Raw genomic sequence first — 18427 nt, forward strand, 5'->3', positions numbered from 1 at the left:
GCAACCTGTATAAATCTTTCGAATTATATAGCCATTGACCGCTTTCAAAAAGACATCTGCTGCAAGCACATTCAACATAAGATTCACTGAAAAATAAAGAATGCTAAAATTCCTCTAGATAGATATGACTGAGCTTATGCTAAGAAGCAACGCCTCTAAGAGCACCTGGTTTTACGATTAGAAGGTCATCCTTTTCTCGTCTTCTGCATTGTTTAGCAAAATCTATTGCCATGGCAGGAATAATGAGTCTTTTTTATAGCATGAGTACATATCGACCAAATTTGAAAAACCACATATTTTTTATAATTAACTAACTCGCATAAATTAAATAGTCAGAAGTTCAAATTTCATTATCGAAAAATATTTATCGAAACGTTTTCGAAAAAAACTTCCATGGGTAGATTCCCATCCAAAAAATAATTCTTGGAATATCATCAGTCTTACTTTCATTATTACATTTAATCATATCACTCACCAATGAATCACAGTCTTGTAATGATCCTATCATTTACTGAAACTGAAGTTAATGGAAATCCTGATCCGGAAATACCGCCATCTGTGGGGGATACATAAAATCTATTTATCTAAAATCAGTGTTTGGTACTATTAGTATGTTCCAAACTCCTCATCAGCCAGAGTCTTCTTTAAAAACAAATCAGATTTGTATTTTATTTCAATCCATTGCTCACTACTCAGAACAATGTTATCTGTCGCTAAAAACAATGTGAATAGTATATTTTTCTCATGCGAAATAGATATTTCCATAAAAGGATCGCTGCACCCATAGATGTAGACATTTAAATATGGGTACTCAGTATTAATATCACCCACTTTTTCAAATACAAGACAGTCATTCATTTATTTTTCATGCCCCTAAATCCGATAAAGTTGCCGCTAATACTCCAACTTGCTGCCCGTCCGTCTGGTAAAGTATATGTAACCCATCCTTCTGGATATCGTCCGCCGGCACCACTGGTCATTGTCCCACCTTTTAGTATGCCCTGTATGGACTCTTCTGCAAGTTTATTCAATTGAGCATCTGAACGGTAAGATTTCCGCAGGTCCTCAGTCGACTCAAAACCAAAGTATTCAGGGTGTTTAGTCACAGCACGTCCTGCATTAGTGAGATTTTGCCCCTCCTTGAAGGGTTGGAGCGCAGAGTTTAAAAGATTATTGATTTTTGCTTGACTAGATATATTGTCTAGCACCTGCTGCTCAGCAGCCAAGTACTTGCTAAAGTTTGAAGAAGCCCTTGCCGCCTGACTGTCTGCAATATTCTTATTTATGATATCAGCGTAACTACTGCCTGATACATTGGAATTCAAACCTTTATTAACCCCGCCGCTGCCTATCAGCCCCCCCACAACACTGCCGACCGACTGCAACGCCATTGCGATATCATAGCTATTGGCAACCTGCTCCCAATTCTTCTGATCAGTTGGATGTGCCGCGTTATACGCATTCATAGAAGCCGTGATCGCGCTATCGCGCATGACACTTGCAGGATCCAGACCCTGCAGAATATTCGCCATATTCTGTGCGTCATTTGGGAAAATACTATTGTAAGTTCCCATCCAGTTTGGTCCGCTATTCCAGCCAGTCATGGCATCCCAGGCCGGTTGCAGTAGCGAAGAACATGCCGAACTGTTCTTATTCCCTTGGGAACACGCATCTAAAATGGCCAAATCTCGGGAAATATCTAACTCATTGATATCCGACAGCTGTTGTTCAAGGTCCGCCCTTTCGTCTTCACTCAGTGTGGTACTGGACAGTTGGGTTTGAATCAAATTCCGGCGTGCAACTTCATCATGCGTAAGATAGTTATAAGTTACTGAACTGTAAGAAACGTTCGCCCCATCCGACGCGCCATTGGTTCCTCCGACAACCCCCCCGATGGCTGCACCACTGATTAATGCCGCCCATTGCGTTATTGCTCCCCTCTCTGAGATCGTCAGCGTTGTGTGATTTTTGAGGTAATTATCTACACCCGTAGCAACTGCCTCACTGCTCAATCCTGTCAAGCCGCCAGCTAACGCACTCCCACTCCCCAGACTTGACTGCATTGCACCAATGGCCGCATGGATTGCCATTTTCTCCGGACTACCTTCGGCCCACCCCATAGCATTACCTAAGTCACCAGCGGCCTGATTCGCGACCCGGCCAAACACTGCCTCAAGTTCTTGTTGTCGTGCAAAGGTCTGAGGGTCAAAAATTTTATCAATATGATTATTTACACCATCAGTATTGCGGTTCAGGGTGCTTACATCCTGCGTCTGATGGATGCTGTCCCTAACAGTAATTGTTCCTGTTGCGACAGCTGACTGCGTCGTGCCAGAGTTACTTCCAGAAGTGATAGCCGGTAATGCAACAGGGGGCGTTATACCGTATATCTGCTTAGTCGAACCGTCACTATTCGTAATTTTATTCGTTGCAGCGCTGGCCGTCACACCCACACTGCTGGCCTTGTAATCTGCTTTGTTCTGAATATCCTTCCAGCCCAGCGTGCCAGTATTGAGGCTGTTACTCACTGCATCCGCCGTCGAGGCAATCACCGCGCCGTTCAGCTGCGTATGGTCACCGACGTAGATGTCATACCCCTGATTACCCGCAAACAGCCCGCTCTGATCACCCACGCTGGCATATTCGCTTTGAGTTTTAGACTTACTCATGCTCAGGGAGGCCGAACCATTCATGGTGCCGAAGGTAAAGCTGAAACCTCCGCTGACGCTCTGTTGTTTGCTGGAGTAGTCATCAATATCCTGCAGGCTGCTAATGGTCAGATTTCGCCCGACATCGGCGGTGATTTTGTCGCCCATCACCTGCGCACCACTCACCGTCGTGTCGTTGCCGCTGCTGAGCGTGACCGCATCCTGCCCGTTAATGCGCGTGTTGACATAATCGGTGGTATTCCCCTTCTCAGAGCCTTTCGCCATATAACCGCTGGCCTGCACACCGATGCCGGTTTCCTGACCGAATGAAATATGTGCACCGGCACTCCAGCCACTGGCGCTGTTGCTACCGGTTTGCTTGCTGTTATTGCTGGCAGCCTGGAGCAGTAAATCATTCTGCGCAGCCAGAGTGACCTTATTTCCCGTCACGCCACTGCCGGTGATACTGACATCCCCGGTCTGCCCGTTGGCACCGGTTGCGACAATCGCCACGTTACGTCCGCCGCTGACGGTGCTGCCGCTGACCTGGTTACTCACCTGTTCGGACGTGTTCTTGCTTTTACTGGCCCCGATATTTACCTGGAGAGTCACACTGGCACTGACATCCCCATTTTTTAACGCGGCGAGCTGACTGGCGACCTTATCATCCTGTGCGGCAGCCCACCCGTCTTGTACAGCTGCCATTCCATACAACGCTTTTAACCGGTTATCCCCGGAGTCACCCGACTGGCTGATATCTTTACCAATAGTTAGCAAAGCATCCGTCACCGGACTCGATAACGACAGCGTCACGCCGCTTTGCTTCTGCTCATAGATTTGTTTGCGGGTCAGCATGTCGTTGCCCGGGTCAATCGTGACCGAGCCGCCGACGATGTTGACGTCATTTTTAGCGATAACGTCCGAGCCACCGATGTGCGCCTGTTCACCGGCGATCAGATTCACGTTGCCGCCGGTGCTGCCGACCGCGCTGCTGCTTTGACTTTGCGTCGTGCCGTCCTGATTGATTTGCTGGCGGGACGATTTACTGCCGAACGTCACACCAAAGCCCCCGCCGCTGAACATCCCGCTGGTTTTGCTCTCACTCAGGCGATAACTGGAACTGGTGTCAGTGGCGGCAACGATATCGACATTGTTCCCCGCCTTCAGCGTCACATCCCCGTCACCGACCACCGACGAGCCTTTAACCGTCAGGTCCTGCCCGGCAACAATGGATACCTTGTCTCCACTGAGCTGCGAGGCTTTTTCCGTGGTGGAATAATCCTCTTTAACGGTGTGCGTGGTGGTGCTGGAGAAGAGATGTTTCTTGGTTTTGGTCTTTTCGTCGTAGCTGTATTCACTTTCCTGTGCGGTGGTGATATTGACGTCACGCCCGGCGTTCAGGGCCAGGTTACCGGTGGCCTGGACTTGCGCAGCTTGTGTCGAAATGTCACGTCCGGCGGCAATGGTCGTACTCCCGCCGCTCACCACCGCCGTCCCTTCCTGCCCGACATTTTCACGGATACTCACGCTTTTATTGCCGTGGGTTTCGCTGTAAGTGCTGGTCTGCTGGGCGTTCAGGTTGACGTCGCGACCCGCGCTGAGTGAGGCGTTGAGGTCGGCGGTCAGTTGCGCCGCCTGCGAGTTGAGGTCACGGCCTGCGCTGAGCGTCAGGTCACCGCCGCTGCTCACGATCGTGCGGGTGGCGTTGTTATCGTCTGCTTTATTTTTACCGCTGGTCTGATGGCTGCTTTTGTCCATCGCGTCCAGATTGATGTCGTTTACCGCCGCCAGCGTGGTGTCGCCTTTGGCTGTCACGGCACTGCCTGCAACCGTCAGGTTGTTACCCGCGCTGGCCTGCAAACTGCCGCCCGCGCTGACCTCACTGGCCTGGCTGCCGGTGGTCTGCGCGCTCGTTTTCGCCGTCGATTTACTGGTGCTCAGCGCATTGCCGGTGATGTTGATATCGTTGAGTGCGATCAGCTGCAAATCACTCCCAGCGCTGAGTCTGGCGCCGGTGTTATTGATGCTGTTACCGGCCGTCAGCGCAAGCCCGCCGGTGGCCGAAATACCGGCGACATCGCCGGTATGGGTATCACTGAACGTCAGCTGAGCCGTTTTGTTTTTGCTGGCGGTCGGCGCAGCGTTCCACTGCTGTGCCTGCGTGACGTTATTGATGTCACCGCTGACCGAAGCCAGTGCGACAGTTTGTCCGGCAATCGAGGAACCGATGTTATTGATATCCCCCAGCGCGCTCAGTTGCAGGCTGCCGTTGGATGCAATCAGCCCCGCGTTCAGGTTATCCAGTGAGCTGTTGCTTTTCGCCGCCAGTTGGGTTTGTGCCTGAAGCGTACTGCCGGCGTTGACGATATGACCCGCGTCGAGATTGACGGTATTCCCGGAAATCACGCTGCCGGTGACGGCATTCGTGTCATTTGCTGAGAGATACAGTTTTGGCGCAAGAACAGTCTGGCCATTGACGGTGGTTTTTTCCCACCAGACGATACTTTTGGTCAGCGCCGCGACCTGTTCAGGTGACAAACTGACGCCCAGTTGCAGGCCAAGACCGGCCTGTTGGTCGGCCGCGTTGTCGATCAGATACTGCATCTGCGCCAGGTCAGAACCGGTGCCGCCGACGTAGCGCTGGCCGGTCTGGCTCAGCACCGCGTTATCAACGTAGCGGGTATCAAATGCCGCATCGCCGAGGAATTTGTAGTCGTAGTCCGGCGTCAGGTTCAGCCGGTTCATAAAGTAGGCCGAGCCGATGAATTTGCTTTCATCGGTATAGGCCGGCGCGGTTTCAATGCGCGGACTGGAGGGCGTGCCCGGCTGAACGACGCGAGTCACCACCGTGCCCTGCGCAGGGACGGAACCTGCGGCAGTGACAAATGTGGCCCCGGTCGCTGACGTCGGCGCGAACGCCAGCGTTGATGAAGAGGACAAGGCTGGCAGTGAACCTGGTGAGCCCGCAGAAACAAAATTCAACCCACCGCCGCTTTGAACGCTCTGCTGATTAACCACTGAAACCGGGGATGTCGGGCGTGACAGATAGTCATTCAGGGCGTTAAACAGCGAGGGATCTGTTTTGCCAATGCTGCCAAGCTGCGGATTTGTGGTGATCAGATACGGGCTGGACGGATCCTGACTCGCCACAAACAGGCCGTTATTGCCGGTCGGCAGCGGGTAATCGGTCAGCGCCGCGCCCCGGTTGCCGATTTGCTGCAAAGCATTGCTGACGGAATCAGTCCACTGCACAGATCCGACAGTCAGGTTTTTACCGCCCGCCAGTTGCTGACTTTGCACACCGCCGACCTGTTGCAGGCCTGATGTGCCGCTTATTCCCGGCGTGCTGATGGTGTGTGATAAACCACCCGCGTTCGCCGTGGTCGTAGTGTTACTGATATTGTTGCTGAAACTGGCGTTGACCGCGCCGCCGGCCTGTATGACTGAGCGGAGGCCTTCTCCGGTAGTAATCGTTTCGTAAGTTGGGCCGTCTGTCAGTTTGTAGGTAAACTGATCCCCAAGATCCGTTTCATAATTGACCCCTCTTCTTTTCCCTTTCCTGATATCAGGAATAAGTGTCGCATCTTTTTGCAAAGTCCCCGTCGTTCCCGTGTATTGATAGGTCAGGTATTCACTCTCAATACTGTTTTCATAGGACTGATTGTTAAGATTATTTCCGGAAAGACTGATATTTGAGCCGGCAAGTATATTACTGGCGATGTTATCCAAAGTTCCGCCCGAAACATTCAGATCACGGTTCGCGGCTATACGTCCGGCACCACCATTAGCACTGGCAGTCACTGTCGAGCTTCCAACAAGGAATTTTCTGTCTGATGCTGCTTTCGTCGGGGCTAAACCAACGTAGGTATATTCTTCTTCAGCACCATTTCCCTTGCCATTGCTTCCTCCGGTATGCCGCATACCGGTTCCTGTATACACACCTATTTCGTCATCATCTAACAGGCCGAGTTTGATTTTCATTGTGGCCTGTCCCAGCGATGCCGGGCTATTTGCCGCCGCCTGATACGAACTCGACGTACTCAGCCCGTCACGCTGATTCAGCAGATGGCCGGTATTAATAGTGATATCACCGTTGGAGGTCTCGATATCCCCCGAGGTGTTGACCACTTCACTGTTGGCGTTACCCGCAGCGTCGCGCTGCATCCACAGGCTGTTGCCCGCCAGAATATCGCCATAGTTGTTATGGATGCTGTCGGCCAGCAACTGCATGTTGTTACCGGCATACAGCAGCGCACTGTTGGCCAGCTGACCCGCTGCGGACATCACGACGTTGCCTGCGCCACCGACAAAACCGCTGTTGTTCAGCACGCCGCGGCTGGCGAGGCGGATATCACCGCCGGACTGCACACTGCCGCTGCCATTGAGCGTGATGTTGTTCGCATCCACGCCCAACGTACCGCTGCCTCCGCGCAGCTGGCCGTTGTTGACGAAGTTACCCGCAGAGCTGAGCTGAATACCGTTGCCCTGCAAGGTGCCGAGTACGCTCAGATCGCCCTGCGTGCTCAGATTCAGGTTTTGCCCCGCCGCCAGCGTTCCGGTCTGGGTGAATCCCGACCCGAGTTGCAGCGTCATATCACCCAGAGCCAGCAGGCTGCCGGACTGGTTAAGTGACGGTGTCACCAGCGTCAGATTGCCGGCGCTGTAAAGTTTACCGCCCGCGTGATTGTCAGCGTTCTGTACGTTTAGCCCCAGCGTCTGGCTGCCCAGAACGGTGCCGGTGTTGTGCAGCACATCTCCGGTCAGTTGCAAACGGTCACCTTGAAGTTGCCCCTGATTGGTCACCTGCGACACGTTTACCGTACTGTCGCCCTGCCCGGTCAGCGTGCCGCTATTGTTCAGCGTTCCGCCGGACATCGTGAGCCCCTGCGCCTGCAAAAGACCCGTATTCGTCAGCGTGGGGGCAGACACCGTCAGGCGACCGCCGGTCAGCAAGGTGCCCTGATTATTCAGGTTATCGGAAAGCGTGAGATGGCTGGCGCCATCGCCCTGCAACTGCCCCTGATTGAGCAGCGACTGCGCGCCTAAATCCAACGTCCCTTGGCTGCGCAGCGTACCGCCGCTCAGGTTGGTAATGCCGTTTTGTACCGTGCCCTGCAGGCTTTGCTGGCCCTGTAGCTGTCCGCCGTTCGAGATGCTGCCGGTCGTCAGCGCCAGATTCCCGGCCTGAATATTACCGCTGTTAGTGATGTTCCCTGCGTTCAGCGTACTGGTGCCGCCGCTGAGTAATGTTCCGCCCTGCTGAATCTGTAGCTGACCGCTGAGCGTGGTCGCCAGTGCGCTGACGCCGCTGATCCCGCCGTTGCTGGTGAGCGATCCGCCTGTCAGGCTGAGATTATCCGCCGACCAGTTCCCCTGATTATTGAGGCTGGCGGCCTGCAAGACAGCGAGCCCGGTGGAGACAATTTTCCCCTGCGCCTGCGTATTCAGCGCGCCGGTCAGAATGAGACTGGCTTTTGTTGCGGTCTGGATGGCACCGTTGAGATCTAACTGGCTGGCGTGTAAATCCGCGCTGCCGGCCTGCCAGCTGCCGTTATTGGTGACGTGTCCGGCCGTGACAGTGAGCGCGCCCTGCGTCAGCATTTTGCCGGACGTGGCATTGGTGAGATCTTGCTGAAGTTGTGCCGTCAGGCTTTTCAGGCCAATCAGGTTGCCGCTGTTGTCGGCCGAACCGGCGGTCACGGCGAGCGTATCGCCCTGAATTTGTCCCTGATTGGTGGTATGAGAAGCGGTAACTATCGCGTTTTTATCGCTGAGCAGCTGACCGCTGTTTTCCAGCGTCGCGGCGTTCACCGTGGCATCGCCGGAGGAAAGCAGGCTACCTGTATTCGTCAGATCGCCCTGCATCTGCGCTTTCAGGCCATTTGTGCCCAGCGCTGTCCCGCCGTTGTTCAGAGTGTTACCGATCAGGTTCAGCTGGCTGCCCTGCAACCGGCCCTGATTTTGTGTCCCGGCAGCATTCACGGAGAGCGTGCCGCCTGAAATCACCTGCCCCTGCGCGCCGTTATTCAGCGTGCTGGCCGTCAGCGTGGTATCCCCGTTTCCCTGCACCAGACCGGTGTTGCTGATACCGCTGGCATTCACGCCAACGGTTTTCGCCGCCAGCGTGCCGTTGTTAATGAATGTCGGTGCATCTACGGTCAGGCCATTGCCCGCTGAGATCACCCCGTTGCTCTGGTTGGTCAGGCTGGTTTTGGCATGAATACCCAGATCGCCCGCGGAAATACTGCCCTGATTATCCAGCGTGTTGCCCTCCAGGTTCATCAGGTTCTGCGCGCTCAGGCTGCCCTGCTGATGCAGGGTTCCGGCATTAAGATGCAGGCCGTCGTCCGCCGTGATCGCGCCGCTGTTCGTCAGCGTGGTCGCGCTGACATCGACATGATCAGCGCCGAGCGTGGCGGTGCTGGTCAGGGTTCCCGCGCTGATCGTCAGCGCCCCCGGCGTCACCAGTTTGCCGCCCAGCTCTGCGCCTTCAGACGCACTGATCCCCAGCGCGTTTTTACCCTGTGTTTGCGAACCGTTGCCCGTGGTCAATTGTTGCGTGTTCAGCGCCATGCTGCCGTCGGCAGAAAGGAAACCGTTCAGGCTGGCGTTGCCTGCACTGAGATTCACGTCGCCCTGACTGGTTTGCACCGAACCCGTATGGCTGGTCAGTGTATCCGCCGTGAGATCTGCGCCCTGCGTGCCCGTGAGCGTTCCACCCAGATCCGCCTGCGCCGTTTTCAGCGTCAGTTTGCCGTCGGCCAGCAATGTGCCGGAGTCCCCGTTCACGACACCGTCACGGACATTCAGCGTCAGATCGCCATTTGTCCCGGTCAGCCCCTGATTATTGAGCTGATTCAGGGTAAAGGTCTGGTCACCGCCGGACTGCGCCGTGCCGTTGTTGTTGAAGGTGTCGCCGTTAAGCTGCTGCGTGCCCAGTGACTGTAAAAGGCCGTTGTTGGTCAGCGTGCCGAAGCTGAACTGCCCGTTACGGTTGGCGGCGAGCGTGCCTGCGTTGCTGAAATCCCCCGAAGTGAAGTTCAGGTCACGGCCGGCAATCAGGCTGCCCGACCACTGACCGCCATGTGCAATATTCGAAATGATGTCGTTCTGCGCAGACGTTTTGCCGCCCTGCGCGGCGTTGAGCTGGTCAGCGGTTATTGAGAGATTGCTGCCCGCACTGGTGACGCCGTCGAGCTGTTGCTGCTGCGCGGATAACTGCATATCACTGACCGACACCAGCGAACCGCTGCCGGTAACCTGCAATGCGCCGCCGCTGGCCTCCAGCGTGTTCCCGTCCAGCGCACCGGCGATCGTGGAAGCGTGGCCTGCCGTCAGGGATACATCTTTGTCGCTGTGGATACTGCCCGATGCGCCAACGGAAAGATCCGTGGCGTTAAGATCTATATTGCCTGCCGTTGAAATCTGGCCGTTAAGCGACTGCTTCCCGGCGGTGAGCTGAATATCACCCAGGCTGGTGATCAGCGCATTTTGTCTGGCGTTCAGGGAATCTGCACCGACTGAAAGACCGCTTTTACCGGTCAGCGCGCCGTTCACGGTCATCTGACCGCCGCTAAGGGTGAGCTGGTCACCGGCAAATAATGAACCCTGTTCACCGACCGTCAGCTGGTCTGCAACCTGCAATGCCAGTGCCTTCTGAGAACCGATAAGCCCCTGACTGTCGAGCGAGTTCGCGGTGATATTTTGTGTACCGCCGGACTGAATTTTACCCGTATTGCTCAGTTCGGTGGCGTGAAGAGTCTGGCTGCCCTGTGCCTGCATCAGGCCGTTATTAGTGAGTTTTTGCGTGGTGAAGTCCGTGTTGCCTGACGCCGCCAACGTCCCGTTATTGGTCAGTCCGCCGGCATTCAGCGCCAGATCGCCCCCCGCCGTCAGGCCACCGTTCCATACCCCGTTATTGCCGGCGCTGGCCTGTAAATTTCCTGCGGCATAAACCTGCGCGCCGCTGGCAGAGTTTAGCGAACCGCTGCCCAGTTGCAGGTTTTGTCCGGCACGCAGATTACCGCCCAGCATGGCGCTTTCGCTGGCCTGAATATCCGCGTCAGAACCGGACTGAATTTGCGAACCGGCGGCGGTGGTCAGCTGACCAAAATGTCCGGTGAGCTGGTTATCCCCTGAAAGGACGCCGCCGAGCTGCGCGCTGCCCGCATTCAGGGACAGACTGCCTTGGCTTGAGAGCGTGGAATTGGCTGTAGTCGTCAGTGAGCCAAAGTCCAGCTGACTGTCCTCATGGCCGGTAACATGACCCGCCATCTGCGCCTGAGCAGCGTTAATCGCCAGTGCGCCGGTAGCATCGATTGTACCGTCAGCCCCCTGACTCAGGATCTGTTTAGCCTGCAGTTGTAACGTCTTACCCGCACTGATAGCGCCGTTATTGCTCAGCTGGTCCGCCGTAATGTGATGCGTGCCTTTCGCCTGAATCGTTCCGTTGTTATCAAGCGAAACGCTTTGCAAGGTCTGATCGCCCTGCGCCTGCAATGTCCCGGTGTTGCTCAGATCCTGCGTGGTCACCGCCGTATTGCCGCCCGCATCAATAAGTCCGGCATTTTCAACGCTATTGCTGGTTAAACCGATATTGCCCTGGCTGGTGATCACCGCCGCGCTGCCTGTTTTTAAGGCACCCGTCGTCAAGGTCAGCCCGTCAGTACCGGTCAGAATGCCATCAGCGGTGAGCTGTCCGCTGTCAATATTCAGCTGGTCACCTGCCAGCAAACTACCCGTTTTACCCACGGTCATCGGACCGGCAATCTGAAAATTCAGCCCATGCTGTGAGCCGATCATCCCCTGGTTATTAAGGGTGCTGGCGTCGATTTGCTGTGTTCCGCCGGACTGCAATTTACCGGTATTGGTGAGTGCGGTCGCAATCAGGGTTTGTTTACCCTGCGCCTGAATCAGCCCGCCGTTGGTCAGTTTTTGGCTGGTGAACGCCGTGTCAGCCCCCGCCGCCAGTGTACCGCTATTGGTCATGTCGGCAGCATTCATACCAAGATTACCGCCCGCCGTCAGGCTGCCGCCCCACACGCCGTTGTTGCCAGCAGTAGCCTGAACATTGCCCACGGCATAAACCTGCGCTCCGCTGACGGAGTTCAGGCTGCTGCTGCCCAGCAGCAGATCCCGTCCGGCACGCAGATTACCGCCCAGCGTGGTCACGCCGCTGGCCTGAACATCCGCATCCGTGCCCGACTGGATTTGCGAACCGGCCAGCGTGGCTAACTGTCCGAAGCGTCCGGTGAGCTGGTTGTCACTCGAAACCAGCCCGCCGATCGTGGCACTCCCGGCATCCAGCGATAAATTGCCAGCGCTGGAGATTGTCGAACCGCCAGTCGTACTCAGGGAACTGGCGTGAATCTGCTGTCCCCCTTTCGCCTGTATCACACCGCCGTTGTCCAGCGTCGTCGCCTGAACCGACTGCGTCTGTGCCTGTAGTGTGCCGCTGTTGATCAGGTGCTGTGTTGTCAGATTCGCGTTACCGCTGGCGGCAATCAGCCCGTTATTAGTCAGGTCACCGGCGCTGAGACTGAGATCTTTACCCGCCGTCAGACTGCCCTGCCACTGGCCGCCGTTACCTGCTGCCACACTGACGTTCCCGGCGGCGGAGACCTTCGCCGCGCTGCCTGAGGTCAGTTGCCCTGCGGCCAGCGTCATATTCCCGCCGCTGGTCACCTGACTGCCCTGCGCCGCCAGCTGTCCCTGGCTGTTGAGGGCCATATCGCCGCCAGACTGCTGTGCGCCGTTCAGCGCAATCTCCTGCGCATTCGCCGTCAGTTTGCCGGTGGCTGTCGCATTGTTCAGCGTCAGTTTCCCGCTGGTATCAATTTGCATGTCGCCGGTGGACGCGTTCAGGTTACCCAGATTGACCCCGACGCCTTTGTCGCTGGAGACCAGATGGATACGGTTGGCATACATGCCGCCCAGCGCACCGGTGTCGATGGCCACCGACGGCACGCCTGCGCCAGAGAGCGACGCAGCGTTACCCTGCGCATCCACACGATTTGCCCCCAAAGTGACGTTCAGGTCTTTGGCATACAAACCGGCATTAATCTGTGCGGCGCGGGAAATCAGCGAAAATGAGTCGCTCTGGCGGGCGTCCAGCCCCTGACCTTCGACCGTGATCGCGCCCTGCGTGACATCGAGGGATTGCAGCGAACCGTCTGCCCCCAGCACCGGTTTGCCCGTGGTTAAGGTGGCGTTGGGGGTATTGAGAAATCCGCAGCCGTTACAGGTGATCCCGTACGGGTTAGCCACCATGACGTTCGCGGCTTTACCGGCGACTTCCATGTAGCCATTAAGCTGCGAAGGGTTCGATGACACCACTTCGTTAATGATGCCCTTTGCTTCCTGACCTGCGGTAAGATTGGGGTTGTTTTGGATCAGACCGCCGAGCTGAGTTTGCGTGAGTTTACCGGTGGCATTGTTGAGGATGAGGCCCTGCTGGCCGACGTTAAATTCGGTGTATTTATTGTGCGAAATCCCGGCCTGATTCGGGGTGGCAATGTTCACCACCGGCACGCCGTTCCCGGCCTGATCGGTGCGGGTGTTACCTTCCGCCACCGTGATACCCGCCGCGAATGCCGGGACCACCGGCTGCCAGACCAGCCAGCCCATCAGTCCGTACGCCAGCGCCTTACGCCATAAAGCAACAGGTTGTTCTTTCACCGCTTTCATCCCCGAATTCCTTCTCATCTTTACAGTGCAAAGCCCATACGGTAGTAGACCGTGACGCGGTCCGGCGACAATGAATCCGGATAGCTCAGCGGCCAGCCAACGGTAAACTGGCTGGAGAAATGTGCATTAGTGCTGGCAAGTCCGACCGCTGCGCCCCATAAGGTGCCGGCAGCGTCCGAATCGTGATTGCTGTGTTGCAGATATCCGCCGTCGAGCGCCGTGATACTGCTGATTTGCCCCAGCCCCGGTAACGTGAACAGCTGAGCGTCGAGTTCATTTCGCCAGTAGCCGCCGTTATCGCCGGAGAGATACTGTTCTTTGAAACCGCGAACCGAGCTTTCGCCGCCAATCGTCAGACGTTCGCTGCCATAGAGACGGTCGTCGCCCCACTGCCCGTAGGCGCTGGTCAGCCAGGTGATACGTTGCGTCACCGGGCGGTAGTAACTGGAAGAGAGCGTCCATTTTGAAAATTCAGCACGCGGCGTATCAGAAGATTTTCCCTCGTCACTTTCTCCCCCAAACCACGGCACACCGTGGCTGAAGGCAGGGTTCAGCGTGGCGTATCCGCCCCAGAGTTTCTGGCTGTGGTTGATGCCGGCGGTCCAGCTGGTCAGGCTGCGCGTGCTACTTTCAAGCGGCGCATCGTTGAGGTAATTACGGTTCAGGCGGTGGGTAAGTCCGAAGCTGGCGGCGGTTTTCATGTTGCCATTTCGGAACAGGGCACGTGAGAGCGTAAACCGGTGTGACTGGCTGTCGCCGCTGGATCGCCAGAGATAACCCTGTGATTCAATCGTGCTGAGATAATCGCTGTAGCTGTAGTTGTAATCGAATAACCAGTATCCGTAAGGCAGATTCACTCCGGCCTGCACGCTTTTGGCGTCATGATCACTCGCCCCGTCCGAGCTGCGGGCGGTGCTGACAAACCACTGGTCAGCCAGACCGAGCAGATTATTGCCGGTCACCGAGCCGTTAAGCTGCCCGGTACCGGTACTTTTTTGCCCCGAGTTATCAAAACCGATGCTGGCCTGAAGCGGAAACTCCGACGTGGACGTCAGGTTGACGATGGAATAACCCGGCTGACTGCCCGGCTGGATTTCAATCTGCACCGGCGTTTTGCGCAGCCGGTTTATCTGCTCCATCCCCTGCTCGATATCGCGCAGGTTAAGAATTTTTCCGGTAAGACCCGGAAACGCCATCGCCAGCATCGCACCGCGCTGATTCTCCATTTTGATGGCTTCGAGTTTCCCCTCCATCACCGTCAGGCTGAGTGTGCCTGACGACAAATCTTGTTCGGTAAGAAACGCACGGCTGGTAATAAAACCTTGCCCGATGTACCAGTCAGAAACCTGTTTCACCAGCGCATTAATCTGGCCGATACCGAGGCATTTTTGCAGATAAGGTTGAATCAGTTTTTGCTGCGCCCGGGCGGGCAGATGGTCTGCGCCGGGAAGCGTGATGGAATGGATTTCAAAACAGGGGCCGCCGGGCTGCGGTGATACTGGCGGCGCGGGCGTGACTGGCGTGCTGCGCTCCAGTTCCTGACGCTGCTGCTGGTTCTGCTGAAGAAGTTGCCGTTGCTGCTGTTCTATACTGTCGCGGTCGGCGGGGCTGAGCGATGCCGCGTTTGTCGCAAAAGGAATCAGTAACGCCAGCGCCGTTAAAAGGCTGACATTCCGGCGTCCGAAACGTCGTAAAAGAGTAACAAGACTTATGATTTCCATATCCGGGCAAGTTTCCTGAACATCACAGCTTCCCTTCCCGCCTCAAAAACCCGGCGTCAGAAAAGACTGTGGCTTTGAATTATGATTGAAGATTCAGCTCCTATCGGCATAGGGGGTGTTCTCCTTTAGCGGTTTTTGGAATACAAGTGTTTCTAAATGTATATTTAGGAATGACGGGGAAATATTAATAAATATGGTGAGTAAGGTTATTTGAAAGGAATACTAAACAGGCTAAATCAGAACGCAGCCTCAGGGTCTGCACTGAGGCTGCGTTCTTGTCATTAACTCTTCGCAGCCGCCACCGGTAACACCGATCCTTTAAACTTCTCTTTAATAAACTCTGCGACCTGCGGCGATTCGAGATCTTTCGCCAGTTGCTTAATCCGCGGGTCATTTTTAAGTTTTTCGGTCGTCACCAGAATATTCGCGTAAGGATTTCCCTTCGCTTTCTCCAGCCCCAGCGCGTCTTTTGCCGGGCTCAGCCCCGCTTCCAGCGCGAAGTTGCCATTAATGACCGCCAGATCGACATCCGGTAAGGAACGCGGAATTTGCGGGGATTCGACTTCCAGAATTTTCAGGTTTTTCGGGTTGGTGGCGATATCACGCGGTGTGGCCTGATTTTTCGCCGGATCGGTGAAGCCCGGTTTCAGCGTAATCAGCCCCTGACTTTGCAGTAAATACAGCGCACGGCTGAGATTGGTTTCGTTATTTGGTACGGCAACGGTGCCATTTTGCGGCACTTCCGCATAGCTTTTGTGACGGCTGGAATATACGCCGAGCGGCTCGATATGCACCGTCGCGGCGACTTCAAATTTCTCTTTCAGCGCCTTTTCCTGCGACAGCAAATACGGTACATGCTGGAAATAGTTAGCATCCACATCGCCGTGTGCCAGCAATTCATTCGGATTCACCCCGCTCGGGATTTCGATCACTTTGAGATTCAGACTCGGGTCGATTTTCTGCACGTACGCCAGAATTTCCGCATGAGGCACCGGATCCGCCTGCACGCGCAACGGCTCTGCCGCCCAGGCGGACAAGGAGGAAAGCAATGCTGCAACAGCCGTCAGACGACCGGCAATAGAAAGCGATTTAGAAACCGGCAAAGCAATATTTTTCAGCATAGACATTCCCTAAAATTAACTTTTTTAATTGAGGTGATGGTTTTAATTGAGGTGATAGTGCCCTGCGGATTAACCCGGACAAATCTATGCTGACATATTTACAGGCCGTTACTTATACGCATTTCTCCCATGGATATCTGGAAAATTGAGATATTCAAAAAGCAGACAAATAATAAAGACAGCGACACTTCACAAACATTATCGCTGCCTTTCCGGCATTACATCACCGCACGCTTCGCCCGTACACCAGCGATTCGGCGCTGATTTCTGAAATAGATTTCGCGCCGGTCAGCGTCATGGCGACGCGCATTTCTTTTTCGATCAGAGTCAGCAGGTTGATGACGCCCGCCTCCCCTGCCGCAGCCAGTGCGTAGACGAAGGCGCGGCCGAGCAACACGCTGTCGGCGCCGAGGGCTATCATGCGGACGACGTCCAGTCCGGTGCGGATGCCGGAATCGGCGAGAATAGTGATGTCGCCTTTTACGGCGTCGGCGATTGCGGGCAGCGCGTGCGCGGTGGAAAGCACGCCGTCGAGCTGGCGGCCGCCGTGGTTCGATACCACGATGCCATCTGCGCCAAACCGCACGGCGTCTTTGGCGTCTTCCGGGTCAAGAATGCCTTTGATGATCATCGGGCCTTTCCAGAATTCACGGATCCACTCCAGATCTTTCCACGATATCGACGGGTCAAAGTTGGTGCCCAGCCAGCCGATGTAATCTTCCAGCCCGGTCGGTTTGCCGAGATAGGCAGAAACGTTGCCGAGGTCATGCGGTTTGCCGTTTACGCCGACGTCCCACGCCCATTGCGGATGCAAAACGGCCTGCAACATGCGGCGCGCGGCGGCATTCGGGCCGCTCATGCCGGAATGGGCGTCACGATATCGTGCACCGGGCACCGGCATATCGACGGTAAAGACCAGCGTTTTCACGCCTGCCGCCTGGGCGCGTTCCAGCGCATTGCGCATAAATCCGCGATCTTTTAAGACGTAAAGCTGGAACCACATCGGGCGGTCGATGGCCGGTGCGACTTCTTCAATCGGGCAAACGGAAACGGTGGAAAGTGTGAACGGAATGCCTTTTTTGGCGGCCGCGCGCGCCGCCTGAACTTCACCGCGACGGGCGTACATACCGGTCAGGCCGACGGGTGCCAGCACTACCGGCATCGCCAGTTTTTCGCCAAACAGTTGCGTCTCAAGGCTGAGCTCGGACATGTTTTTTAGGATGCGCTGGCGGAGGGCAATATTGGCCAGATCAGAAGTGTTGCGGCGCAGGGTATGTTCGTTGTATGCGCCGCCGTCGATGTAGTGAAAGAGAAATGGCGGCAATTTGCTTTTTGCCGCCGCTCGGTAGTCCGTTGATGCAGAAATAATCATCTGGTTTTCTCGTTATCGTTGTCTTGCGCTCTCTGGCGCGTAGGGGTGCAAAAAGTGTAGTTCAAAACAGACAAGTCGATAGAAAACAATGACAACGAAAAATGAAAAACTATTTCACAATGCACATCGGCATACCGGAAACCGGTTCGGGGTGGATTTGCGCGTCAATATCAAAGACCTGTGCCAGCAGCGCAGGCGTCATTACGGCTTCCGGGGTGCCTTGTGCAACGATTTTTCCGGCCGCCATCATGACCAGATAATCGCAATAACGGCTGGCCTGATTGAGGTCATGCAGCACAGCGACCACCGTTTTGCCCTGCTGATTCTGGCGGCGAAGCAGCGCCATCAGCTCCACCTGATGGCTGATATCGAGATAGGTGGTCGGTTCGTCGAGCAGAACCAGCGGCGTATCCTGCGCCAGCACCATCGCCAGAAACACGCGCTGACGCTGTCCGCCGGAAAGCTCGCTGACTAATTTTTCGGCCAGATCACCAATATTCGTTTCCTGCATCGCGCGCGCGACACTCGCGTGATCCTGCTCCCCCAGCCTGCCCCATAAATTCAGCCACGGGCTCCGGCCATAGCCGACCAGTTCCCGCACGCGGATCCCTTCCGGCGCGATGTGCTGTTGCGGCAACAGCGCCAGTTTGCGGGCAAGCGCGCGGCCATGAAGTCGGGAAATATCGTCTCCTGCCAGCCGCAACGTGCCGGACTCCGGCGTCAGCAGGCGCGAAAAACATTTCAGCAGCGTCGATTTTCCGCAGCCGTTCGGGCCGATCAGCGCGGTGATTTTTCCGGCCGGAAGGGTCACCGACAATCCGTTCAGGATGGATTTATTGCCGTATCCGGCGTACAGATTTTCTGCACTCAGTTGCATAG

The 18427-nt window shown here is 55.5% G+C and carries 6 protein-coding genes; all 6 read right to left on the bottom strand.

Annotated features, from left to right (window positions below):
* Positions 1-606: 606 nt before the first annotated feature.
* Positions 607-858: a hypothetical protein gene (locus tag ACLBVC_RS05450; RefSeq protein ID WP_410148672.1), complete on the bottom strand. Its 252-nt coding sequence runs from the start codon at positions 856-858 to the stop codon at positions 607-609.
* The gene (locus tag ACLBVC_RS05455) at positions 855-13334 is read right to left on the bottom strand and encodes a hemagglutinin repeat-containing protein (protein ID WP_410148674.1); all 12480 of its coding nucleotides are present in this window, start codon (positions 13332-13334) and stop codon (positions 855-857) included. The genes ACLBVC_RS05450 and ACLBVC_RS05455 overlap by 4 nt, the downstream gene beginning before the upstream one ends.
* A 20-nt stretch (positions 13335-13354) precedes the next feature.
* Entirely contained in the window at positions 13355-15055 is a 1701-nt protein-coding gene (locus tag ACLBVC_RS05460) for a ShlB/FhaC/HecB family hemolysin secretion/activation protein (RefSeq protein WP_410148676.1), read from the bottom strand.
* A gap of 281 nt (positions 15056-15336) precedes the next feature.
* On the bottom strand, positions 15337-16176 hold the full coding sequence (locus tag ACLBVC_RS05465; protein WP_195824166.1) for a MetQ/NlpA family ABC transporter substrate-binding protein: 840 nt from the start codon (positions 16174-16176) through the stop codon (positions 15337-15339).
* A 223-nt stretch (positions 16177-16399) separates the two neighbouring features.
* Positions 16400-17548 (bottom strand): FMN-dependent L-lactate dehydrogenase LldD, encoded by a 1149-nt coding sequence (lldD, locus tag ACLBVC_RS05470; RefSeq protein ID WP_410148679.1) that lies wholly within the window; start codon positions 17546-17548, stop codon positions 16400-16402.
* Between the two features lie 109 nt (positions 17549-17657).
* A complete protein-coding gene (gene fecE / locus ACLBVC_RS05475) occupies positions 17658-18425 on the bottom strand; it encodes a Fe(3+) dicitrate ABC transporter ATP-binding protein FecE (RefSeq protein ID WP_410148681.1) in 768 nt (255 codons plus the stop codon).
* Between the last annotated feature and the right edge of the window lie 2 nt (positions 18426-18427).

Source organism: Rahnella selenatireducens, from assembly GCF_046449555.1.
GTDB classification, from domain to species: domain Bacteria; phylum Pseudomonadota; class Gammaproteobacteria; order Enterobacterales; family Enterobacteriaceae; genus Rahnella; species Rahnella selenatireducens.